1 protein-coding gene is annotated in these 26,982 nt (G+C 65.5%); it reads left to right on the forward strand.

Annotated elements, in window-relative coordinates; genetic code table 11:
- The first annotated feature begins 209 nt into the window (after positions 1-209).
- Positions 210-26,948, forward strand: coding sequence for a non-ribosomal peptide synthase/polyketide synthase (locus tag BFN03_RS00545; RefSeq protein ID WP_070377369.1), 26,739 nt, complete (start codon positions 210-212; stop codon positions 26,946-26,948).
- The last annotated feature ends 34 nt before the right edge of the window (positions 26,949-26,982 follow it).

Here is a 26,982-nt window from a genome sequence, read left to right on the forward strand (position 1 = left end):
GTCAGCGACCGGAAGGGCGGATACTCGAATCAGCAGGCCCGCATTGATCGAGGACATCCTGGTAGCGCGAGATCGGCCGTGGGTGCTGACCTGCACAGCGGCCACCCGAAGGGGGGACGAAGACACGCGACCCCCCGAATTCTCCTGTCTCGGCTGACACGCTGTTCACGTTCATCGAAGTCGGGGATACCTTTCCGAAAGGGAAGAATTTGCAACCCGCCGAATCGAAGAGGACCGTTGGTTCGGGAACGGGAAGCGGGGAGCGCTTCCCGCTTTCGGCTGCGCAACGGGCCATCTGGTTTGCTCAGCAACTCGACCCTCAGGTTTCGGTCGCTATCGCGCAGTACGTGGAACTCGAGGGAGATCTCGATATCGACCTGCTGCGCGAATCGACAGTGGCGGTCGGCCGCGAATTCGAGTCACCGTTCCTGAAAGTCGTCGACGTGGACGGGCAACCGTTCCAATACGTCGACCACGACACCGACACGTCAATCGCTTTCATCGACTTTCGCGGCGAACAAGACCCGACAGCCTCCGCACACGACTGGATGGATTCGGACTACGCGCGACCGCTCGACCTCGCGAGGGATCGTCTCGTCGAGACCACAATCCTGTGTATCGGAGACTCTCACTACCTGTGGTACAGCCGGATTCATCACGTAGCGCTCGACGGTTACGGTGCAATGACGATGGTGCGGCGTATCGCCGATCGATACACGGCAAAGGTCGAGGGTCGCGAACCGGTTCCGAACGGGCCTGCAGATCTTCGAAAGCTCTACGAACTCGATAGCGAATATCGATCCTCGTCCCGGTTTGCCACGGATCGTGAGTACTGGGTGAGCAGGGTCGGAGGGCTCACAGGATCGAGTCTGGGTGGGCCCCCGGCGCCGGCACTCGCCCAAAGCAAGGTCGTGAGCGGCTTGCTCTCCGACGCCGCCGCCTCCTCGAGTTCGGCCGCCACCATCGTCGCGGCCTTCGCCTGCTATCTGTCCCGCATGACGGGAAAAACCGATGTGCTGGTGACCATTCCGGTGTCCGCGCGAACGACCAAGCTTCTCCGCAACTCCGGTGGCATGATGGTCAATGTAGCTCCGCTTGCGGTGCACGTCGATCCCGACGACACGGTCGAAGACCTGGTGTCGCGGGTGCAACGCGAGCTGGTTGGTGCGCTGCGCCACCAGCGGTGCAGCCTCGACGACATCCGCCGCGACGTCGGTGAGTCCAGAGGTGCGCAGCTGTACGGGCCCATGGTCAACGTGATGCTGTTCCATCAGACGGTGACCCTGGGTTCGTTGCTGGGTGAGTTCCACATCGTGACATCAGGGCCTGTCGAAGATTTGCTGATCAATGTCTATCAAAGCGGCACACCCGAGAGGCTTCACGTCGACTTCCGTGCGAACCCGAATCGGTACGAAGACGTGGACTTGCGTGACCAGCACAGGCATTTCGTCGAGTTGCTCGAGGAATTCGCGGTCGCCGACCAGGACGCCCGGGTGGACAGCATTCACGAGATCAGCGCCCGTGCGGGCGAACGACTGCTGAGCGAGGCGGCCGAGGTCGAGTATTGGCGGCAGAAACTCGCCGGGCTTCCGGAACTGTTGCCGCTGCCGACGGAGCGGCCGCGGCCCGCACGCTTGTCTCCGGCGGGCGATCGGATGTCCGTGACGCTGCCGGGCAGGTTGCACCGCCGCATCACTGCGATCGCCGAAGATGCCGGTACAACAACCGGTGTGGTGTTCTTGGCGGCGCTGTCGGTCCTGCTGGGCCGATTGACCGGCAGTGATGACATAGCCGTCGGAACGACAGTCGATGTGGGCGACCGTACCGACGTGGTGGTGGTTCGCACCCAGTACTCGGGTCACGCTTCGTTCCGGGAGTTTCTGGTGCACGTCGATGCTGTCGCGGCCGAAGCCAAGCAACACACGGGTGTTCCGTTCGAACAGTTGGTGCGCGAGCTCGACGTTTCGAGGACGGACGCCTACGCGCCGATCATCCAGGTACTTCTCGATTCACGCCCGGCCGGTATGCGCGGTGCACCTGTCTCCGGCCTCGATGTGTGCGTATCAGTGGCGGAAAAGGTAGACGAATCGGGCAAGCCAGCGGGTGCGACCCTGGAACTCGTCTACGCCACAGACCTGTTCGGATCGAGATCGATCCGTACTTCGGTTGAGCGGTGCAGGCGAATTCTCGATGCGATTGCCGCCGACGCGGATGTGCGAATCGGGGATATCCCGATTCTTTCCGATACGGAAAGGTCTGTACTGACACCGATACGCGGCCGACCGGGCCGCTCCGAGCGCACCCTTGCGGATCTGTTCGCAAGTGCAGCAGCGCTCGATCCGAAGGCGACGGCTTTGACGTTGCAAGGGGAGGAGATTTCGTACGGCGAATTGGATCGGTGGTCGACCCAGGTTGCGCGACTACTGATCGAGCGTGGTGTGGGGCCGGAATCCTTTGTTGCATTGGCACTTCCTCGCTCATTTCACTCGGTGGCGTCGGTCTGGGCAGTCGCGAAGACCGGGGCCGCCTTCGTGCCTGTCGACCCGAACTATCCGACCGAGCGGATCGATTACATGCTCGACGATTCGGGCGTCACACTGGGATTGACCGAGCACTCGCTGCGTGACAGACTCGATGGTTCGATTCCGTGGATCTGCCTGGACGACTCCGACTTTCGTGCGAAGTGCGCGGTTCAATCCGAATCGCCTCTGACCGATGCGGATCGCGTGCGCCCGTTACGCATCGACAACGTGGCTTATCTGGTTTATACATCGGGTTCGACAGGGCAGCCGAAAGGTGTGACCGTCACCCACCGTGGGTTGGACAAGTTCGCGAAGGATCAGCAGGAACGTTTCGGTGCTACGAGATCCTCCCGGACTCTGCACTTTTCGACACCCAGCTTCGATGCCTCGATGTTCGAGTACCTGCAAGCATTCGGCGTCGGCGCCACGATGGTGGTCGTGCCGCCGTCGGCGTACGGCGGCACCGAGTTGGCCGAACTGCTTCGTGCGGAAGGCGTCACTCACGGGTTCATCACCACCGCGGCGCTGGGTACGATCCCGCCCGAGGGGCTCGAGCACTTCCTCGACGTCGTCGTAGGAGGAGAGGCCTGCCCACCAGAGTTGGTGGCCAGGTGGTCACCGGGGCGGCGGTTGCACAACGCGTACGGCCCCACCGAGACCACCATTATGGCGAACATCAGCGTCCCCATGACCCCGGGGGATCCCATCACGCTGGGTGGACCGATCCGTGGGGTCGAGGAGATGGTGCTCGACGACCGGCTCCGCCCGGTGCCTATCGGCGTTCCGGGTGAGCTGTATATCGCCGGTGAGGCGGTGGCCCGCGGATATCACCGGCGTCCCGGTCTGACCGCGGGACGGTTCGTGGCCGACCCATACGGCCGTGGGCGGATGTACCGGACGGGTGATGTCGTGCGGTGGCGTGCCGACCACACTCTCGAGTACCTGCGGCGCAGTGACTTCCAGGTGAAGGTCCGCGGCTTCAGGATCGAACTCGGTGAAATCGACACAATGTTGCAGACACTGCCGGAAGTGCGGAACGCCGTCACCATCGGACGACCCGGACCTTCCGGTGACACCGTCCTGGTCTCCTATGTTGTCCCTGCGGACCATCGGACGGTCGAGGCGACCGAGCTGCTGGAGCAGGCACGGAGCAGGCTTCCTGCCTACATGGTGCCCGCGGTGATTGTGACGTTGGCCGAGTTTCCGCTCAATCCGGTGGGGAAGCTGGACCGGGAAGCGTTGCCGGAACCGAGGTTCCTGTCCGATCAGGCCCCGTTCCGTGCGCCCGCCGATCCTACCGAGGAATCGATCGCTGAAGTCTTCGCCGAAGTGCTCGGCGTGGAGAGGATCAGCGTCGACGACAGCTTCTTCGATCTTGGTGGAAACTCGCTCGTAGCCACTCGGGTTATCGCGCGCGTCAACGCGACGCTCGGATCGGATGTGGGTGTGCGGGCGCTGTTCGAGGCGCCCACCGTCGAGCGATTGGCGGCCTATATTCGACGGCAGGGGCCGACTCGTGCGCACAGGCTGCCGCTCGTCGCGGGCGAACGGCCCCACCAGGTGCCGTTGTCGCTGGCCCAGCAGCGGATGTGGTTCATCAATCAGTTCGACACGTCGTCGGTGGCGTACAACATCCCCATGGCCGTCCGTCTGAGCGGCCCGCTGAACGTGGAGACGTTGCAAGAGGCGGTACGCGACGTCATCGAGCGGCACGAATCGTTGCGTACCGTCTACCCGGCCACACAGGACGGCCCGTGTCAGGTGATCCTCGACGCGGGGCAGGTGGTACCCGATCTGACTCCGCACATCGACGGGGACGAGTCGCTGCGCGGCCGGATAGCGAGGCTGCTTGCGAACGGGTTCGACGTGAGTGCGGCGGTACCGCTTCGGGCCGCGCTGCTCTGGCACGGTCCGGACGAACATGTGCTCGTGATCGTGGTGCACCACATCGCGGCCGACGGTGCCTCTCTCGCGCCGCTGGCACGCGACTTGATGGTGGCCTACTCGGCGCGACAGTCCGGCGCAGAGCCGAATTGGGAGCCCCTGGCGGTGCAGTATGCCGATTACAGCGTCTGGCAACGTCAGCTGCTGGGCAGCCCCGATGACCCCGACAGCTTGATGTCGCGGCAACTGACCTATTGGCGGAAGGCTCTGGTAGACCTCCCCGAAGTCAGCGACCTGCCGCTGGACCGCAAGCGCCCCGCCGACCGGTCGCTCCTGGGCGCAACGGCGGCGTTCGAGATCGATGCCGGTCTGCACCGTAGTTTGCTGACCCTCGCGCGAGGCAGCGATGCGACGTTGTTCATGGTGATGCACGCAGCGCTGGCCGTTTTGGTGTCCAAGATATCCGGATCAGGCGACGTGGCGATCGGCACTCCGATCGCAGGCCGCGGAGAAGCGGCGCTGGACGATCTCGTGGGGATGTTCGTCAACACATTGGTGCTTCGCACCCCGGTGCACTCCGCTTCGACGTTCGCCGACGTTCTGGCCCAGGTGCGCGAAACAGACCTCGGCGCGTTTGCGCACACCGACGTTCCCTTCGAGAGTGTGGTCGACGAGTTGGCCCCAGCCCGCTCGACATCGCACTCTCCGCTGTTTCAAGTACTGCTCGAGTTCCAGAACACCGTGCGCGCACATCTCGAACTTCCGGGCCTGACGGTCGAGCCGGTCGACGTGGACCCCGAGGTATCCAAGTTCGACCTGCAACTGTCGTTGGCCGAAGAGTACGACGAGAATGGCTCTGCCGCAGGAATGTCGGCGTCTTTCCTGTATGCGACAGATGTATGGAACCACGCGACTGTGGGCGGGCTTAGCGACCGCTTCGTTCGGGTGCTGCGGGCGATTGCCGGCGACCCGACCGTGGTAGTGGGGGACATCGCGGTTCTCGACACGGCCGAGCGCGACCTGCTGCTGTACGGGTGGAACCGTGAGGGGACCACATCTCGAGACCGGACTCTGGCTGAGTTGTTCGCGAAGGTGGCCGCCCAGAATCCGGACGCTACAGCAGTGGTGGGCGGCGACGAGACACTGACCTATGGGGAACTCAGCGAACGGGCGAACCGCCTGGCGCGGTTGCTGATCGCTCACGGAGTGGGAACCGAGTCGCTGGTTGCGGTCATGATGGACCGCACGCCGAATCTGATTGTGACGTTGTTGGCAGTACTTGCTGCCGGTGGCGGCTACGTCCCTGTGGATACCGGCTATCCCGCCGAGCGCGTGGCAGCGATCTTCGAGGACGCGGACCCGGTGTGCGCTGTTGTGAGCGCGGAATATGCGGCATCGGCCCCGGGCGGCATCCCGCTGGTGGTGATCGACGACCCGGAGACCGTCCGAGCTGTTGCGCGACTGTCCGGGCTGCCGGTAACCGACTCGGACCGTCTGCGACCGCTGCGAGTGGACGCCGTTGCGTACGTGATCTTCACCTCGGGGTCTACCGGTCGACCGAAGGGAGTGCAAGTGTCTCACCGGAGTGTCGTCACATTGCTGACGAACACCCGTGAGATGTTCGGGTTCGACTCGTCCGATGTGTGGACACTCTTCCACTCGTACGCTTTCGACTTCTCGGTCTGGGAGATGTGGGGTGCCTTCGCGCACGGGGGTCGGCTCGTGGTGGTCGACTACTACACCGCCAGGTCACCGGATTCCTTCCTCGAGTTGATCCGCAGGGAAGGGGTGACGGTGCTGAACCAGACCCCCACCGCGTTCTACCAGTTGATCGAGGCGGATAGGGCGGCGAGTGCCGTCGAGGATCTACCCGGGACGCCATTGTCATTGCGGTACATCATCTTCGGTGGTGAGGCCCTCGACCTCGGGCAGTTGGAGCGCTGGTATGCGCGCCACGACGACCGCGCACCCGTGCTGGTGAACATGTACGGCATCACCGAGTCGACCGTGCATGTCAGCTTCCTCGCCCTCGACCGTGCACTCGCATCGTCCGCCGCTGGCTCGGTAATCGGAGGTGGACTCCCTGGCCTGCGGGTGTACGTACTCGACGAACGGTTGCATCCGGTGCCGCCCGGGGTGGTGGGCGATCTGTACGTGTCGGGTGATCAGGTGGCACGCGGCTATGTCGGCCGATCCGGGACAACTGCCGCGCGCTTCGTCGCCAACCCGTTCGCAGGTGGCCGGGCAGGCGCGCGCATGTACCGATCCGGAGACATAGTCCGATGGCGTGCAGACGGCCGTCTCGAGTACATGGGCCGCAGTGATTTTCAGGTCCAGCTGCGCGGATTCCGAGTGGAACTGGGTGAAGTGGAGGCGGTGCTGGCCGCATGTGAGGGAGTCGCACAATCGGTGGCGATCGTCGCCGGCGACGATCGGAACGGCGACCGCCTGGTGGGCTATGTGGTCCCGGAGGAGGGCGCCGACGTCGATGTGGTGGCGGTCCTAGACGAGGTCGCGGCGACGGTGCCCTCGTACATGGTGCCGGCGGCTGTGGTGGTGCTCGACGCGCTGCCCCTGACAGTCAACGGCAAGCTCGATCGGAAAGCTCTGCCAGAAGCCGACTTCGGGATGTCGACCGTTGGGTTCGTCGCTCCCCGGAATCCGATCGAGGAGATCGTCGCCGCATTGTTCGCCGATCTACTCGGCGTCCTCCGGGTAGGAGCAAACGACAGTTTCTTTGCGCTCGGAGGGAACTCGCTGATCGCGACTCGACTCGTTGCTCGTATCAATGCGGTTGTCGGCGACCGCGTCGGTGTGCGCGACGTCTTCGATGCGCCGACCGTCGCTGCGCTGGCCGCCCGTGCCGAGGCTCGCGAGTCTCGGGGTTCGTCCCGTCCGCCTCTTTCGGCGAGGGAGCCGTCGCGGGAGGTCCCGGTCTCGCTCGCACAGCAGCGAATGTGGTTCATCAACCAGTTCGACACGACCAGTGCGGCCTACAACGTCGCGATCGCATTGCGCCTCGAGGGAACCCTCGACGTACACGCGCTGCGAGCCGCTGTCGCCGACGTGGTCGAGCGCCACGAATCGCTGCGCACGATCTTCCCCCTGACCGATCGGGGTCCGCGCCAGGAGATTCTTCCGGTCGCAGATGTGGCTCCCGTTCTCGACCTGCATGCCGTTGCGCCCGAGGATTTCCATGCGGAGGTTGGGCGCCTGCGCTCGGCGGGATTCGACGTGACCGAGCAGGCGCCTGTGCGGGTTCGCCTTTTCTCACTCGGTGACAGCGAACACGTTCTTGCCGTGGTGGTGCACCACATCGCCGCCGACGGTTTTTCGATGACCCCACTGGCACGCGACCTCCTGTCCGCGTACACCGCCCGGCGTCGAGGGTCGGCACCCGATTGGCCCCCACTCGCAGTGCAATACGCCGACTACACCCTGTGGCAACGTGACTGGCTCGGCGACGAGGCCGACTCCAGTTCGCCGATCGCACGTCAGATCGACTACTGGGCAACGACACTGGACGACATCCCCGAGGTACTGGACTTGCCGACGGACCGCCCCCGACCGGCAGCGCGAACCCTCGATGGTGCGAAGGTGGAGTTCGAGATCGGGCCGGAACTCCATCAGAGTGTCGTTCGGGTGGCTCAAAGGCACGGGTCGACGGTGTTCATGGTGCTGCACTCCGCATTGACGGTCCTGCTGTCGAGGCTGAGTGCGTCCGACGACATCGCGGTCGGTACGCCCATCGCGGGGCGCGGCGAAGCCGAACTCGACGACATGGTGGGCATGTTCGTCAATACCCTCGTGCTGCGGAGCCACGTCGACGGCAATCGTACGTTCGCCGAACTCCTCGAAGCGATCAGGGAAACCGATCTAGGGGCGTTTACCCACGCCGACGTGCCGTTCGAACGCGTGGTGGAGATCCTGCGTCCCTCCCGGTCGACGGCGTACTCACCGCTGTTCCAGGTGATGCTCGAATTCCAGAACACCGAGCGCCCCGAGGTGGAGTTGCCGGGCCTCCACGTGGAACCACTCGACCTCGCGTTCGACACGATCAACTTCGACCTGCAGTTGACCCTGCGGGAGAACACCGATGACGACGGGACCCCCTCGGGTATCAGTGCGGCGTTCGGTTACGCCACGGACATATTCGACGAGAGCACGGTGGCCGAGTTCGCCGATCGCCTCGTTCGAATCGTCGATGCCGTCACCGCGGCGCCAGAAGTACCGGTCGGCGATGTCGACGTCCTCGGTGTCGACGAACGCGCCGCATTGCGAGCGATGAGCGGAAGCCTCCAACGCTCTGGCGGCATATCGGATGTCGGCATATCGGAAAGCGGCGTCGAGGAGCGCACGCTTCCGCGGTTGCTGCAGTTCGCAGCCGGCGTCGATCCCGACGCGCCGGCACTGATCTTCGAGGAACGTCAGCTGTCGTATCAGGAACTCGACGCGCGCTCGAACCGGCTCGCCCGGCTGTTGATCGACCGCGGCGCGGGTCCGGAAAAGGTGGTCGCGCTGGCGCTGGCACGATCGATCGAATCCGTTTCAGCCGTCTGGGCGGTGGCCAAGTCCGGTGCGGCCTTCCTGCCGATCGATCCGAGCCATCCAGCCGATCGCATCGAGTACATGCTCTCCGACTCGGGCGCTGTCGCCGGACTGACCATGTCCACCATCAGCTCCGCGCTACCAGAGACGATCCCGTGGCTGGTACTCGACGATCCGGAAATCGATGCCGAGTGTGCGTGGTTCCCGGAGACGGCAGTCGACGACGCCGACCGCACGTCGGCGCTTCGGATCGACCACCCCGCATATCTGATCTACACCTCGGGATCGACAGGCAGGCCGAAGGGTGTGGTGACTACACACGCAGGTCTGGACAATTTCGCCGCGACGATGCAGGACACCTTCGGCACGACGGCCTCGTCGCGGACCCTGCACTTCGCTTCGCCGAGCTTCGATGCCTCGGTTCTCGAACTGATGCTCGCCGTCGCGGCCGGCGCGACCATGGTGATTGCCTCCCCGTCCATCTATGGCGGCAACGAACTGGCGGCACTGTTGCAACGTCGGCGCGTCACTCACTGCTTCGCGACACCGGCGGCGCTCGCCTCGGTGGATCCCGCCGGGCTCGAGGCCGTGGAGTGCGTGGTGACCGGTGGCGAAGCCTGCCCGCCCGAACTCGTGGCCCGTTGGGCCACTGGCCGAAAGATGTTCAACGCCTACGGGCCGACCGAGACCACGGTGGTATCGAGTATCAGCACCCCGTTGGCGCCAGGTGAACCGGTGACCATCGGCGCACCCACAATCGGGTTCACCGAGGCGGTTCTCGACTCGAGGCTGCATCCCGTTCCTGTCGGTGTGACGGGCGAGTTGTACCTCACCGGTCCCGCGATTGCTCGCGGTTATCACGGTCGGCACTCGCTTACCGCGCAGCGCTTCGTGGCGAGCCCCTTCGGGGCACCGGGCAGCCGGATGTACCGGACCGGCGACCTCGTGCGGTGGACGGCGGAAGGGGAGCTGGAATACCTCGGACGGTCCGACTTCCAGGTGAAGATTCGAGGGTTCCGGATCGAGCTGGGAGAGGTGGAGTCGGCCCTACTCGCGCACGAGGACGTGACCGCAGCAGTCGCGGACGTGCGCCGGGACGGGCGCGCGGGCGATCGGCTGATCGGGTACGTGGTGCCCGAAGCCGACGCCCAAGTCGATCCGCAGGCTGTGCTCGACTTCGCCGGTACCCGATTGGCGTCCTACATGGTGCCTGCCGCCGTAGTGGTCATCGATGCGATTCCCGTGACGGTGCACGGCAAACTCGATCGAAAGGCACTGCCGGAACCGGACTTCAGTTCCGTGGTCTCCGACAGCCGCCCGCCGCGCACCGAGACGGAGACCGTTCTGGCCGAACTGTTCCGTGAGGTACTCGGGCTCGACTCGGTGGGCGTCGAGGACTCGTTCTTCGCGCTGGGCGGCGACAGCATCATGTCGATTCAGTTGGTGGCTCGCGCGAAGGCGGCGGGGCTGATCTTCTCGCCCCGGGACGTGTTCGAGCGCAGGTCGATAGCAGGCCTCGCCGAAGTGGCCCATCGCGAGCGCACAGACGCTGTGGTGCTCGAGGAGTTGACTGGCGGCGGTGTCGGCCCTGTTCCACTGACACCCGTGGTCGCGTGGATGCTCGAGCGAAGTGGTGGCCGGCTGAACCGGTTCTCTCAGGCGGTGTTGGTGTCCGCGCCACATGGTCTCACCCACGAGGAACTCGCCGGAGCCCTCGATGCCGTTCTCGACCGCCACGACATGTTGCGTGCACGTCTCGCGGCCGATGAAGACGGACGGTGGCAGATGACGGTGCTGCCGACCGGATCGGTGTCGGCGAGCGCGCTGATTCACCGCGTGCCCGTTGCGACGTTCGACGCCCAGGAGTTCACGGCCATCGCCGCTCCGGAACTCGAGGCCGCAGCCGACCGACTGGATCCGGCGACCGCGAGCATGGTCCAGGTGCTCTGGTTCGACGGTCCCGCCGGGGTCGGGCGACTGCTGCTGGTCGCGCACCATCTCGTGGTCGACGGTGTGTCGTGGCGCATCCTGATCACCGACCTGGCGGCTGCCCATGCCCGCGTCGTGGACGGGCTGCCTGCCGCACTGCCGGGGGTCGGAACGTCGATGCGGCGCTGGGCATACGGACTCACCGACGCCGCCGAGCACCGACTCGCTGACGTCGGGTTGTGGAAGTCGATCCTGTCCGGTCCCGACCCACTGCTGGGCTCCCGGCCGCTGGACCCGGCGGTCGACGTTCACGCCGAGACGGGGCGTGTCACGGTGGAGGTGCCCGCGAGCGTGACCGAGGCGCTGCTCACCACGCTGCCGACGGCCTTCCACGGGTCAGTCGGCGACGGCCTCCTCACGGCGCTCACCCTGGCGATGATCCGGTGGCGGCGGCAGCGGGGCATCGAGACTGACGATGCGCTGATCAACCTGGAGGGACACGGCCGCGAAGACCACGTCGTACCCGGCGCCGATTTGTCCAGGACCGTGGGCTGGTTCACCACACTCTTCCCGGTGCGATTCGATCTCACCGGCATCGATGTCGATGCCGCCTTCGACGGTGGCGCGGCTGCCGGAGCATCGATCAAGGCCATCAAGGAACAGTTGCTCGCGATTCCCGATCACGGGATCGGGTACGGGATGCTTCGGTACCTGAATCCGGACGCGCGCGCAGAACTGCGCCGATTCCGGCCTCCGCAGCTGAGTTTCAACTATCTCGGCCGCGTGGCAACCACCGAGGGCGACGTGCCGTGGCTCCCTCTCGAGGGCAGCGCGGATCTCGGTGGAACTCAGAACGGCGACATGCCGTCTGCCTGGGTGGTGGACGTCAACGCGGCCACGGCCAGCAGGGGCGGCGAATCGGTGCTGACGGCGACGTGGTCGTTCCCCACCGGCGTGCTGGACGTCGAAGAAGTGGAAGAACTTTCGAGTCTATGGGTTCGGGCACTCACCGCACTGGCCGCCCATGCGAGCCGGTCGGATGCGGGTGGGTTGACGCCGACCGATCTCGACCTCGTCTCCATCGAACAGGCCGATATCGACCGGATCGAAACGGTGTACTCGGGCGTCGCGGACATCTGGCCGCTCTCACCGCTACAGGCGGGCCTGCTGTTCCATGCGCAACTCTCCGAGCGTCAAACCGATGCCTACCAGGTTCAATTGGTACTCGACCTTCGGGGGGCCGTGGATTCCGATCGATTGCGCCGCGCCGCGCAGGGGTTGCTCGATCGTCACGCGAACCTGCGGGTGGCGTTCGCCGACACGGCCACCGGCCCGGTGCAGGTGGTTCCGGAGCACGTGAGACCTCCGTGGGCTGAGATCGACCTGTCCGATCTCGACGAGACCCGCATCTCCGCGGCCCTTGCCGATGCGATGGCCGAAGACCGCGCTTTGCGATTCGACACGACCGAGTCTCCACTGCTCCGATTCACGCTGCTACGCATCGGACCGGATCGGTACCGGTTGGTGATGACCCACCACCACATTCTTCTCGACGGGTGGTCGACCCCGCTCGTGATCAAGGACCTGCTCGTGCTCTATGCCACGGGCGGCGACACTTCAGCTCTTCCGCAGGTTGCCTCCTACCGCGACTATCTGCGGTGGATTGGCCAACATGATCGCGCACGATCCACGGCCGCATGGATGTCTGCTCTCGCCGGTGCGGACGAGCCGACCTTGGTAGCCCCCGCCGCGCAGGGGAAGAGCTTCGCCGAACCGATCGATGTGCATCTGGATATGGGCGACGACAAGACGCGGATGCTCGAGGCGCTTGCGCGCGAGCGGGGTCTGACCGTCAACACTCTCGTCCAGGTCGCATGGGGGCTGGTGCTCACCACGCTCGGCACGCGCGAGGACGTGACGTTCGGGGCCACAGTGTCCGGTCGCCCACCGGAATTGGCCGGCATCGAGTCGATGATCGGCCTGTTCATCAACACCGTGCCCGTTCGTCTGAGCCTGCGTAACGAAGAGACTCTCGCCGAACTGCTGGAGCGATTCCAGCACGAACAGGCGGCCCTGCTCGACCATCATTACCTGGGTCTCACGGAGATCCAGCGCGCCGTCGGCGAGGGGGGCGTGTTCGACACGTTGACTGTCTTCGAGTCGTATCCGGTCGATCGGATGGGGTTCTCGGAAGACACCGACATCGACGGCATGCACGTCACCAACATCGAGGGGATCGATTCGACCCACTATCCGCTCACGTTGATGGCACACGTAGACACCGCACTGCACCTACGCCTTCGCTACCAGCCGAACGTCTTCGAGAGCGACTTCGCCGAATCGGTGGCAGCGCGGGTGGCGCGCGTCCTGCACATCATGCTGACGGGCATCGACACCCCCATGGCCCAGCTCACGTTGCTGTCGCAGGCCGAGCGCCGCGAGTACACCGCGGTCGCCGGTGCGCCGGCCGGGCCACCACTGTGCCTGGCCCAGATTCTGACCGCCGCCGTCGGCGATCGCCCGGATTCGCCCGCGCTCGTCTTCGACGGTCGCGAAATGACCTACCGCGAACTCGACGAGCGCTCGAGCACGTTGGCGCGGGTGCTCATCGAGCGGGGCGCCGGGCCGGAGAGGTTCGTGGCGCTCGGGCTACCGCGATCGGTGGAATCGGTGCTGTCGGTGTGGGCGGTAGCGAAGACGGGTGCGGCATTCGTTCCCGTGGACCCGAACTATCCCGCCGACAGGATCGAGCACATGTTGACGGACTCCGGCGCTGCACTGGGGGTGACGACATCGACTCACCGACACCGGTTGCCCGACTCCGTGCCCTGGCTGGTCCTCGATGATCCGGTGTTCGACGAGGGTAGGACTGCAGTCGACGCCGGCGCTCAGGTCACTGACGTCGATCGACGGTCGGTGCTCGACGTCGACCACGCGGCCTACGCGATCTACACATCCGGGTCGACGGGTCGCCCGAAGGGTGTTGTCGTCACGCACCGGGGCCTGGCGAACTTGCTCAGCGAGCAGAACGAGCGCTACCAAATATCTCCGACGGCCCGGTGTCTCCAGATCTGTTCACCGAGTTTCGACGTCGCGATTCTCGAATTGATTCAGTCGTGCGCGGCGGGTGCGACCCTGGTGATCGCGCCCCCCGACGTCTACGGGGGCCCGGAACTGGCGGCATTGCTGCGGCGGGAACGCGTCACGCACGCCTGCATCACCCCGGCGGTCCTGGCCACAGTGGAGCGTGACGGCCTCGAACACCTCGAGGCCCTCGTGGTGGCCGGCGACGCGGTGGGTGACGAATTGGTGACCACCTGGGGTGCGGATCGGGCGATGCTCAACGGCTACGGACCGACCGAAGCCACGATCCTCACGACCCTCAGCGAGCCGATGTCCCCGGGCGAGCAGGTCACAATCGGCGGTCCGGTTCGGGGCATGGTTCTGTCCGTCCTCGACAACCGGTTGCAACCGATTCCGGTAGGAGCGTCCGGCGAACTCTATATCGCCGGACCAGGCCTGGCTCGCGGTTACCATCAGAGGCCGGGGCTCACCGCGGAGCGGTTCGTCGCCAACCCGAACGGTTCGGGCCGGATGTATCGCACTGGCGACATCGTACGCTGGCGCCGCGACCACACCTTGGAATACCTCGGGCGCAGTGACTTCCAAGTGAAGATCCGCGGTCAGCGTGTAGAACTCGGGGAGATCGACTCCGTCCTGTCCACCCACCCGCACCTCGACTTCGCCGCAACCGTCGGCAGGACCGGTCCACTCGGAGACACGGCGCTGGTGTCTTACGTTCTGCCGCACGACGGTGAGGCAGTGGCGTCGCAGGATGTCCTCGCTTTCGTCGGCCGGATCCTGCCCCAGCACATGGTCCCCGCCGCAGTCATGGTGCTCGACGAAATTCCGCTGACACCGGTCGGCAAGCTAGACCGAAAATCCCTTCCTGCACCGGAATTCGCGTCGCCGACCACTGGCTACCGCGCACCGGTCACACCAGTCGAGGAGGCTGTCGCTCAGGCCTTCGCCGAAGTGCTCGGCATCCCGCGGGTCGGCGCGGAAGACAGTTTCTTCGAACTCGGCGGTGACTCGCTCAGCGCCACCCGTGCCGTCTCGCGGATCAACTCCGCCCTCGATGCCGGAATCGGAGTGGCCGCACTGTTCGACGCACCCGCGGTGGCCGATCTCGCGGTCCGGATCGAATCTGATGCGGGGAGTGCTTCGTCGTCGGTGCTTTCAGCGCGACCGCGTCCGGAACGGATACCCCTGTCGCTGGCGCAGCAACGCATGTGGTTCGTCAACCAGTTCGACACATCGTCGCCCGCGTACAACATCCCGATCGCGCTGAGACTGACCGGCAGCCTCGATCGCGGCGCGCTGATCGCAGCCGTGGCCGATGTCGTGGAGCGGCACGAATCCCTGCGAACCGTGTTTCCGGGTTCGTTCGATGGGCCACACCAGGTGATTGTCGATCCTGGGTTGGCAACTCCCGCGCTCGAGTCCGTGGCGGTCTCCGATGCCGGCGATCTACGGGATGCGCTCGCAGCCTTCGTCGGCGCGGGCTTCGATGTGAGTACTCAGATCCCCTTCCGTGTCACCCTGTTCGAACTCGGTGACGGGCAGCACGTCCTGGCAATCGTGGTGCACCACATAGCGGCCGACGGATTCTCCATGATGCCGCTGGCGCGGGACGTCATGCTCGCATACACGGCGAGGACCATGGGTGAGACACCCGGCTGGAAGCCGCTATCGGTGCAATACGCCGATTACACTGTGTGGCAACGGGATTTTCTTGGTTCCGAGAGTGAACCCGACTCGGTGGTGTCGAGGCAACTCTCCTACTGGTCGCAAACCCTCTCCGGTGCTCCCGAGGTGCTGGCGATCCCGGTCGACCGGCCTCGCAGCACCGAGCGGTCGTATCGCGGCGATGTCGTGGAGTTCGTGGTCCCGACCGGCTTGCACGGTGAGCTGGACAATCTGGCAGCGAAGCACAACTCGACCCTGTTCATGGTGATGCACGCGGGGTTCGCGGTCCTGTTGTCTCGGCTGTCGGGCAGCGACGACATCATGATCGGAACGCCGGTCGCTGGGCGGGGTCAGGCGGCGCTCGACGACGTGGTGGGAGTGTTCGTCAATACGCTCGTGCTGCGTACACCGGTGGAGGCGCGGGCATCGTTCGGTGAGGTGCTGGCCACGGTTCGAGCAAGGGACATCGGCGCGTTCGAACACGCGGACATTCCGTTCGAGCGCGTGGTCGACCACCTAGCTCCCGAGCGATCCACTTCACACGCGCCGCTGTTCCAGGTCTTGATCGAGTTCCGGAGCGCGGGGGGTCCTCGTCTCGAGTTGCCCGGACTGACTGTCGACTCGGTCGACGTAGAACTCGAAGCGGCGAAGTTCGATCTGGAACTGAGCCTCGAGGAACGCGTCGACGTGGACGGGAAACCGGCGGGAATCGTTGCGGGCCTACGATTCGCGACGGACGTGTTGGATCGGGAGACCGTCGTCCGCTTCGGAGAACGGTTCATGCGGGTGCTCGAGTCGGTGACAAGAGCCGTAGACGTGCCGGTGGGGGACATCGAGATCCTGGATCCGGCCGAGCGCGGCCTGCTCCTGCCGACACCGGCCGTCCGCCCGGTCGAATCGACCGCAACCATCCCAGAACTCTTCGCAGAGGTCTCGCATCGGTGCGGAGGCGCGACGGCCGTCGTCTGCGGGGGCGCTTCGCTCACTTATGACGAATTGGATAGCAGATCGAATCAGCTGGCGCGGTTGCTGATTGCGCGCGGGGCCGGACCTGAGACTCTGGTGGCGGTAGCGGTCGCCCGATCGGTGGATCTCGTGGTGGCGATTCTTGCGGTGATGAAGACAGGCGCGGGCTACCTTCCGGTCGATACCACGTATCCGGCGGAGCGGTTGGAGTTCATGTTCGCCGATGCGCGTCCGGTGTGCGTGCTGACCACCGAGAGCGACGCCGACGCCGTTGGGAATAGCGGAATCGAGGTCCTCGTGCTCGACGCTCCCGGTACGGCTGCCGAGGTGGAGCGGGCATCCGCCCAGCCGGTGTCCGACACGGACCGGACCGGGCCGCTGCACCCCGACTCGGTTGCCTACGTGATCTACACGTCCGGGTCGACGGGACAGCCGAAAGGCGTTCAGGTGTCGCATCGCAACGTCGCGACCCTGTTTGCAGGAACCCAGCCGTTGTTCGACTTCGGCCCGGCCGACGTGTGGACCATGTTCCACTCGGCCGCGTTCGACTTCTCCGTCTGGGAGCTGTGGGGCGCCCTCCTGCACGGCGGCCGATTGGTGGTAGTGGACTACTTCACTGCACGTTCACCCGACACCTTCCTGCAGTTGCTTCGCGACGAGAAGGTCACCGTGCTGAACCAGACTCCCACCGCCTTCTACCAACTGGTGGAAGCGGACCGGGTGTCGGCTGGCGGCGCACTCTCCCTTCGATACGTGGTGTTCGGCGGGGAAGCGCTCGACCTCGGCCAGCTCACTCGCTGGTACACCCGGCACCTCGACACGGCCCCGGTCCTGGTCAACATGTACGGCATCACGGAGACCACGGTGCACGTCAGCCATCTACCGATGGACGAGGAGGTCGCGGCTCGGGCGTCCGGATCTGTGATCGGCCGCGCGCTTCCCGGCCTACGGGTATACGTGCTCGACTCTCGCCTGCACCCAGTGCCTGCCGGCGTGGTGGGGGAACTGTACGTGTCCGGTACACAGGTCTCGCGCGGGTATCTCGGCCGGCAGGTTCTCACGTCGACGCGGTTCGTGGCCGACCCGTACGTGCCGGGCAGTCGAATGTACCGTTCCGGCGACCTCGGCCGGTGGAATGCGAAGGGGCAGATCGAATACCTCGGCCGCAATGACTTCCAGGTGCAATTGAAGGGATTCCGGATCGAGCTCGGCGAGGTGGAGTCGGCCCTCCTCGCCTGCGACGGTGTAGCGCAGTCGGTGGTCTTGTCGCGCGGTGAGCGTCTCGTGGGTTATGTGGTATCCGAGGCCGGCCGGGTTCTCGACCCGGCGGCGATCACCGACACCGTGAGCGATCGGCTGGCAGCGCACATGGTTCCCGCGGCCGTGGTGGTCCTCGACGCGCTGCCGCTCACCGTGAATGGCAAACTCGACCGACGCGCTCTTCCCGAACCAGACTTCGCGCAACGCGTTTCGCAGACCAGGGCCCCGGTGACGGAAGCGGAGCGGATTCTCGTCGATCTGTTCGCCGAGGTGCTCGGTCTCGAATCGGTGGGTGTGGACGACTCGTTCTTCGCCCTCGGTGGCGACTCCATCATGTCGATCCAGCTTGTCACCAGGGCGAAGGCGTCCGGTGTGCTGATCACTCCGAGGGAGGTGTTCGAGCGCAAGACCGTCGCCGCGCTGGCGGAGATCGCGACTATGGGAGAGGAGGCGGTCACCCTCGACGAGTTGCCGGGAGGCGGTGTCGGCGAGCTACCGCTGACCCCGATCGTGCACTGGATGCTGGATCGGGGCGGCGATTTCGAGCGATACTCTCAGGCCGCCCTGTTTACGACGCCTGCCGATCTCGACGCGCAAATCCTGACAGCGGCGATGCAAGCCGTTCTGGACCGACACGACATTCTGCGCGCCAGGCTGTATCGAAGTGACCGGTCCGAGGGCGGCTGGTCGATGGAAGTGCAGCATCCGGGCTGGGTGCGGGCGAACACAGTGGTCCGGGTGGTACCTCTCGAATCGGATGAGGCATTCACCGACGCCGCGCAACGCGAACTCGATTCGGCTGCCGCCCGGCTCGACCCCGAGTCAGGCGTGATGGTGCAAGCGGTGTGGTTCGAGAGCGAGTCCACACCGCCGACCACCGGCCGGTTGCTCATCGTCGCTCATCACACCGTTGTCGACGGGGTGTCGTGGCGCATTCTGATTCCCGACCTCGCCCTTGCCTGTGCGCAAGTGCAGGCAGGCGAGGAGCCGGCGCTGCCCGCTGTCGGGACCTCGATGCGCCGGTGGGCACATGCTCTCACCGACGTGGCGCGGGATCCCGATCGCAAAGCCGAACTGGCGGTGTGGCGGCGCATGTTGGATGCCCCGGACCCGGTGCTGGGATCACGGCCGCTTACAGTGCCAGATTCTTCAGTGCCCGAACTTCCGACTTCTGCCCCTCAGACGGCCAGTCGCCAGATCGCGAGGGTTGAGGTTCGGGTTTCCACTGACGTGACCGACGTCCTGCTGACCTCGCTGCCCGAAGCCTTCCACGGCAACGTCGCAGACGGGTTGCTGGCGGCACTGGCGCTGGCCCTCGTGCGCTGGCGGCGGATCCGCGGGATCGAGTCTTCCGACGCTCTGCTGAACCTGGAGGGCCACGGCAGGGAGGAACAGGTGGTTCCGGGAGCGGATCTGGTACGCACGGTCGGGTGGTTCACTACGATCTTCCCGGTGCGTCTCGACCTGATGGGCGTGGATGTCGACGACGCGTTCGCCGGGGGCTGGGGAGCTGGAAAAGCGATCAAGGTGGTGAAGGAACGGCTGCGGTCGATCCCCGACCACGGTATCGGATACGGTTTGCTGCGATACCTCAATGATTCAACAGCCCAGGAACTTTCGAACCTCCCGAGCCCGCAGGTGGGTTTCAACTACCTCGGCAGGCTCGGCTCCGGTCTCGCGGAGGACGGCGACTGGATGCCGCTGCCGCATGCCGGACTCGACGCGAACTCGCATCCGGGCATGCCGATGGTCGCCACGGTCGACGTAAACGCGATGACCACGGACACCGCAGCGGGCCCCACACTGGTCGCCACGTGGTCGTTCCCCGTCGACGTGCTCGAGGAGGCCGACACCGCCGAACTCGCTGGGTTGTGGGTGAACGCACTGGAAGCGCTCGCGACGCACACTCGGTCGGGTGGCGGCGGATTCACGCCATCGGACTTCGGCCTCGTCGCGCTCCGCCAAGGCGCGATCGACGACCTCGCCGTCCGGTACCCGGGGATGACCGACGTATGGCCGCTCGCTCCGTTGCAGTCGGGCATGCTGTTCCACGCCGAACTGGCCGACGAGTCGGTGGACGCCTACCTGGTGCAGTTGAGTCTCGATCTGGGCGGCGACGTGGACGTCGAGCGACTGCACCGCGCGGCCAGTACCCTCCTCGACCGGCACCCCAACCTACGTACTGCGTTCGTCCACGATGCCGACGGCACGGCCGTGCAGGTGGTATCCCACCCGATTACCTTGCCTTGGAGAGAGATCGATCTCAGCGAACTGGACGAGGACGCCGCTTCCGAGGAGATCGACCGACTGCTGGACCTCGATCGGACCACACCGTTCGACATGGCGAAGCCGCCGCTGATGAGGTTTCTTCTCATCAGGATCGCCGGCGGCAAGTACCGGCTGGTGTCGACGAACCACCACATCCTCCTCGACGGTTGGTCGATGCCACTGCTGATTCGGGAATTGCTCACGCTGTACGCCACGGATGCCGATCCTTCGTCGCTGCCACGGGTTCGGGATTACCGCGACTACCTTGCCTGGATGACAGGGCGTGAACGCGACGCGTCGGCCCGCGCCTGGGCCGACACGTTGACAGGTGTGGAGGAACCGACGCTCTTGGTCCCCGAGGACCGAGCCCGACGGTTGTCTGCGGTTTCGTCGGAGTGGGTGTTCGACCTCGACGAGGACCGGACGAACCGGCTTCGCGACTTGGCCCGTGCACGTGATCTGACGCTGAGCAGCCTTCTTCAGACGGCATGGAGCATCGTTCTCGGCATGTTGACCGGACGCGAGGACGTCGTGTTCGGAGCCACCGTATCCGGCAGGCCCCCAGAGCTTTCCGGAATCGAGACGATGATCGGACTGTTCATCAATACGGTCCCGGTGCGCGTCACGCTGCGCCCGGACGATACCTTGGGCGGGTTGCTCGATCGGGTGCAGGCCGAGCAGGCGGCCATGCTCGACCATCACTACACCGATCTCGGGGAGATTCAGGACGGAGCGGGCGGCGGCGTCGGTTTCGATACGCTGACCGTCTTCGAGTCGTATCCGGTCGATCGCGCTGGACTGTCGGAGGACACCGATATCGCGGGCCTCAGAGTAACGGGGGTGGATGTCCGAGACGCGGCCCACTACCCGTTGAGCCTCGTTGCATCGGCCGACACGTGTCTGCATCTGAAGTTCGAGTACGTGCCCGATTTGTTCGACGAACCTGCGATCGAAGACATCGCACAGCGGGTGCTGCGGGTACTCGACGCCTGTACCGAACCGGGAACGCCGCTGGCCGGTCTGTCTCTGCTCACCGACGCCGAACGCGGTGATCTGGTTCCTGTAAGCGGTGGTCGTGCACGTTCGATCCGCACGCTCGGGCAGATCTTCGCGGACGCCGCCGCGATGGAGCCGGAGGCACCCGCGCTGTCGTGCGGCGATGCGGAGATGTCGTATCGGGAACTCGACGATCGTTCGAACCGGCTGGCACGCAGACTGATCGAGGCAGGTGCAGGACCGGAGACGTCGGTGGCCGTGGGCATGGCCCGCTCGATCGAATCGGTGATGTGTGTGTGGGCGGTCGCCAAGGCGGGTGCCGTGTTCGTGCCTGTCGACCCGAACTATCCCGACGAGCGCATTCTGGACATGCTCACCGATTCGGGAAGTGCTTTCGGCCTGACAACCGCGCAGTACCGCGATCGGCTGCCCGGAAGCATCGACTGGCTGCTCCTCGACGACGCGGAATTCGTCGCCGACTTGGCGGCTCAGTCGGCAGATCCTGTGGGTGACGCCGACCGCCTCGCCCCGGTGACTCTGGACACTGCCGCCTACCTCGTCTACACGTCGGGTTCGACCGGCAGACCGAAAGGCGTCACCGTCACCCACCGCGGCCTGGACAACTTCGCGCGCGAACAGCTTGCCCGCTTCGGCGCGGGTCCCGGGTCGCGCACGCTGCACTTCTCCACACCGAGTTTCGACGGGTCCGTGTTCGAGTACCTGCAAGCTTTCGGTGCCGGGGCGACAATGGTGATCGCACCGAACACGGTCTTCGGCGGGGACGAACTTGCCCAGGTGATCGGTGACCAGCGTGTCACCCACGCCTTCGTCACCACTGCGGCACTCGCATCGCTGGATCCGACCGGCCTGGACAGTTTCGCCGATGTTGTCGTCGGCGGAGAAGCCTGCCCGCCCGAACTCGTGAGCCGTTGGGCGCCGGGGCGTCGTCTCTACAACGCGTACGGGCCGACGGAGACCACCGTCATGTCCAACATCAGTGATCCGATGGTCGTGGGCGAGCCGATCACCATCGGCGGGCCGATCGGTGGTGTCGAGCAGTTGGTGCTCGACGCGCGGTTGCAACCGGTTCCCGTTGGCGTGCCGGGGGAGTTGTACATTGCCGGTGCCGGTCTGGCGCGGGGCTACCATCGTCGCCCCGCGCTCACCGCGCAGCGGTTCGTGGCGAACCCGTCCGAGCCGGGTGAACGAATGTACCGGACTGGTGACATCGTGCGCTGGACTGCCGAGCACACCATCGAGTACCTGGGCCGCAGCGATTTTCAGGTGAAGGTGCGGGGATTCCGGATCGAACTCGGCGAGATCGACGCCGTGCTGACCGACGACCCCGAGGTCCGGTTCGCCGTCACGGTCGCCTACCGAGGCCCGTCCGGAGACACGCTCCTTGCGGCGTACGTCGTGCCGGCCCCGGGCTGTGCCCTCGAGGTGGACGAGATCTCACGACGTCTCGTGACGCGACTGCCCGCCCACATGGTTCCGTGGTCGATCTCCGTGCTCGAGAAGATCCCGCTCACCGCGGTCGGGAAGTTCGATCGCAAGGCCCTTCCGCCGCCTGAATTGGGCTCTTCGGCAGCAGAATATCGGGGACCGGCCAACCCGGTAGAGGAGACGGTGGCCGAGGTCTTCGCGGAAGTGCTGGGCCGAGATCGCGTCAGCGTGGATGCCGGATTCTTCGACCTCGGTGGCAATTCTCTCAGCGCCACCAGGGCGGTGGCACGGTTGCGCGCCGCGCTCGATACCGACATCGGTGTACGGTCACTGTTCGAAGCGCCCACGGTCGAGGCGATTTCCGCGCGTATCGAACACGCCGGATCCGGATCGTTCGGGCGGCCAACACTCGCCGCGCGCGAGCGCCCGGCGCGAATCCCGTTGTCGTTTGCGCAGCAACGTATGTGGTTCATCAATCAGTTCGACACCAGTTCACCCGCCTACAACATTCCGATGATCGTGCGCCTTACCGGAGACCTCGATGTGGAGGCGCTGGATTCGGCGATCACCGACGTCGTGACGAGGCACGAGTCGCTGCGCACCCGGTTCCCGATAGTCGACGGCGAACCCGCCCAGGAGGTGCTGGCGCCCGAGGGGCTGAGGCTCGCACGCACATCGGTGGCGGGCGAGCATCAGTTGCGGGAGGAGTTGACCCGGTTGGTGTCGGCCGGATTCGACGTCACGACGTCGGTACCGCTGCGTGCCGAGCTGTTTGCACTCGACACTGTGGACGCTGCCGACGATATCGATGCTGCAACACACGTACTGGCTGTAGTCGTGCACCACATTTCGGCGGATGGCTTCTCGATGGCACCCCTCGTCCGAGATGTGATGATCGCTTACCAATCCCGGGTGCTAGGGCATGCCCCGGACTGGTCTCCGCTTCCGGTCCAATACGCGGACTACACGCTCTGGCAACAACAGTTGCTCGGCAGCGAAGACGACCCCGAGTCACTGCTCTCGCGGCAGCTCGAGTACTGGACGTCCACGCTGGCGGGCCTGCCCGAGCTCCTGGAGCTGCCGACCGACCGACGCCGGCCCGCTCAGCAGTCGTTCCGCGGAGACCGCGTGCACTTCGCGATCGATGTCGGCTTGCATCAGAGGATCCGGGCACTGGCGCGCCGCCACGGGTCCACCGAATTCATGGTCGTGCACGCTGCGTTGGCGGTGCTGCTCGGGCGACTCGGCGCGACCGACGACGTTACCGTCGGTACTCCCATCGCGGGCCGTGGTGACGCCGCACTCGACGATCTCGTCGGCATGTTCGTAGGCACCCTCGCGCTGCGCAGCACCGTCGAAGCGGGAGAGTCGTTTACCGAACTGTTGGCTCGAATCCGGGACGCCGATCTCGGTGCCTTCGCGCATGCGGACATTCCGTTCGAACGCGTGGTGGACGCCGTCGATCCGGTGCGGTCGACGGCGCATTCACCGATGTTCCAGGTATCGCTCGAGTTCCAGAACAACGAGCGCCCCACGTTGCAGTTGCAGGGGCTGACGGTTGAGGGTCTCGATCCTGCACTTCGCGTCGTCAAGGTGGACCTCGAGGTTATTCTCGTCGACCAGGCAGAGTCGGACGGCGCCGCTGCGGGCATGGCGGGGGCGATCGACTTCGCGACCGACCTCTTCGACGCGGCCACCGTGCAAGGCTTCGCGGAGCGATTCGTCCGGATCCTCGAGACCGTCTCCGTCGATCCGGAAGTTCCGGTGGGCGATATCGAGATACTCGGACCCGAAGAGGTTGCCGGACTGACCCCGGCCCGAGGTGCCCCCGATGCACCGGACTTGCTGCTGCCTGACCTGTTGTCGGCGGCGGCGGACCGGAACCCCGACGCGGACGCGGTGTCGTTCTTGGGCCGTTCGATGTCGTACAGCCAATTGGATGCGGCCTCGAACCAGCTGGCGCGCAGGCTGATCGAGATCGGTGCGAGGCCAGGTACTGCGGTTGCGGTGAGCGTCTCACGGTCGACCGAGTCGGTGGTGTCGGTGTGGGCGGTCGCTCGCGCCGGGGCGGCGTTCCTCCCGGTCGACCCCGGGTATCCGCTCGAACGGATCGAGCACATGTTCGCCGACTCCGGTGCAGTGTCGGGCGTGACCACCCGCGCGGACAGAGATCGGCTTCCTGACAGCGTGAACTGGATAGTGCTCGACGACGAGGAGGAGGAGCAGCGGATCGGCAAGCAGTCCCACGAACCGGTCACCGACACCGACCGGACCGCGCCGCTGCACGAGTCGCATCCCGCCTACCTCATCTACACGTCGGGATCCACAGGGATCCCGAAGGGTGTGGCCGTCACCCACCGCGGCCTGGCGAATCTGGCCGCCGAGGAGAGGGACCGTCTCGCGGTGAGGCCCGACTCCCGGATCCTGCACTTCGCATCGCCGAGTTTCGACGCGTCCGTCTTCGAACTAGTCATGGCGTTCTGCGCAGGCGCGACGCTGGTGATCGCGCCGTCGACGATCTATGGCGGTGCGGAACTGTCGAAGCTGCTCGGCGCGGAGCGCGTATCCCACGGGTTCGTCACCCCCACTGCGCTGGCCTCGATGGACCCGCTCGGATTCGAGTCGTTGCGGACGCTGGTGGTGGCCGGTGAGCCGTGTCCGCCGGAACTCGTCGCGGCGTGGGCGCCCGGCCGCCGGATGTTCAACGCATACGGGCCGACCGAAACCACGATCATGTCGAACATCAGCGACGCGCTGGTGCCGGGCGAACCGATCACCCTCGGTGCACCGACGCGGGGTGTGGCGGAGGTGGTGCTCGATTCGCGCCTGCGCCCGGTCCCCGTAGGTGTCGTGGGTGAGTTGTATGTGTCGGGGCGTGCCCTGGCCGACGGGTATCACCGGCGTCCGGGGTTGACCGCGTCACGGTTCGTTGCTGCGCCCTGGGGTGCGCCGGGAGAGCGGATGTACCGCACCGGAGACGTGGTGCGGTGGCGCCGCGACGGAACCGTCGAGTACGTAGGACGCAGCGACTTCCAGGTGAAGATTCGTGGGTTCCGTATCGAGCCCGGGGAGATCGACGCGGCGCTGCGTGAGCACGCCGACGTCGGATTCGCTGTAACGATCGGCAGAATCGGTCCGTCGGGCGAATCCCTGCTCGTCTCCTATGTCCGCCTGGTCGCCGGCGCGAACGTCGAGACCGCGGATCTCCTCCGGATGGTTGAGCGGCGCCTGCCCGCCCACATGGTGCCGGCGGCGGTCGTCGAACTCGACGAGGTCCCGCTGACCCCAGCGGGCAAGCTTGATCGCGACGCACTGCCCGCACCCGAGTTCCTCGCCGGCAGCGAGTTCCGGCAGCCGTCGAACCCGCTCGAGGAGGCGATCGTCGAAGTGTTCACCGACGTGCTCGGTCTCGAGCGAGTCGGTGCCGACGACAACTTCTTCGAGCGGGGTGGCAACTCGCTCCTCGCGACGAAAATATCTTCCGGCCTGCAGGATCGGCTGGACCGGACGATCCCATTGCAATGGATATTCCTCGACCCGACGCCGTCCGGGCTCGCTCGCCGGATCGAATCGCCCTCGGTGGACAGCGGAGTCGAGGAGGCCCTGGCGGTGGTGATCCCGCTGCGATCCGAGGGCGGAGGCAAGCCGCTGTTCTGTGTGCATCCGGGGATCGGGCTGTCGTGGGGTTACGCCGGGCTGGTGCCGTACCTGCCGAAGGATCGCCGTGCGTTCGGGCTGCAGCTTCCCGTGATCAGCGGTGAGTCGTTGCCCGAATCGATCGAGGAACTCGCGCAGCGCTACGTTCGGGAGATCCGGGCCATTGATCCCGAGGGACCATACGATCTGCTCGGGTGGTCGCTCGGCGGGGTCATCGCGCACGCCATGGCCGTCGAACTCCAGGCGGGCGGAGCGCAGGTGTCGACGCTCACACTCATGGACAGCTACCCGGAGGACGGTGCGGCGCCGATATACGGCAGGCTCGGGATGCGTGAACTACTGCTCGGGCTCGGACTCGATACCGACATTCCGGACAGTGAGTTGACGTACGGGCGGGCTGCCCAGCTGCTGAACGAGTCCTTCGGAATCGAGGACGGGGTGACGGCAGCCCATCTCGAGCGGATCAATGCGGGATATGAGAATTCGAGGCAGTTGGTCCAGCGGTTCGTCCCCCGCGTCTTCGACGGGGATCTACTCGTCTTTGCTGCATCTGGCACCGAAAGCGAGGCGGATCGAACGCGGTCGGCGGAGGAATGGCGGCCGCTCGTGACAGGCCGAATCGACGAGCACAGGGTGCAGTGCGGCCACAACCAGATGATCGAGCCGCTGGCCCTCGCAGCTATCGGCCCGGTGCTCTCCCGCCTGCTCTCCGACCGGGGCTGATGTGATCATCCGATCCGTCGGTGGGGTGCTCGAC

Origin of the sequence: Rhodococcus sp. WMMA185, assembly GCF_001767395.1 — a bacterium.
Taxonomy (GTDB): Bacteria; Actinomycetota; Actinomycetes; order Mycobacteriales; family Mycobacteriaceae; genus Rhodococcus_F.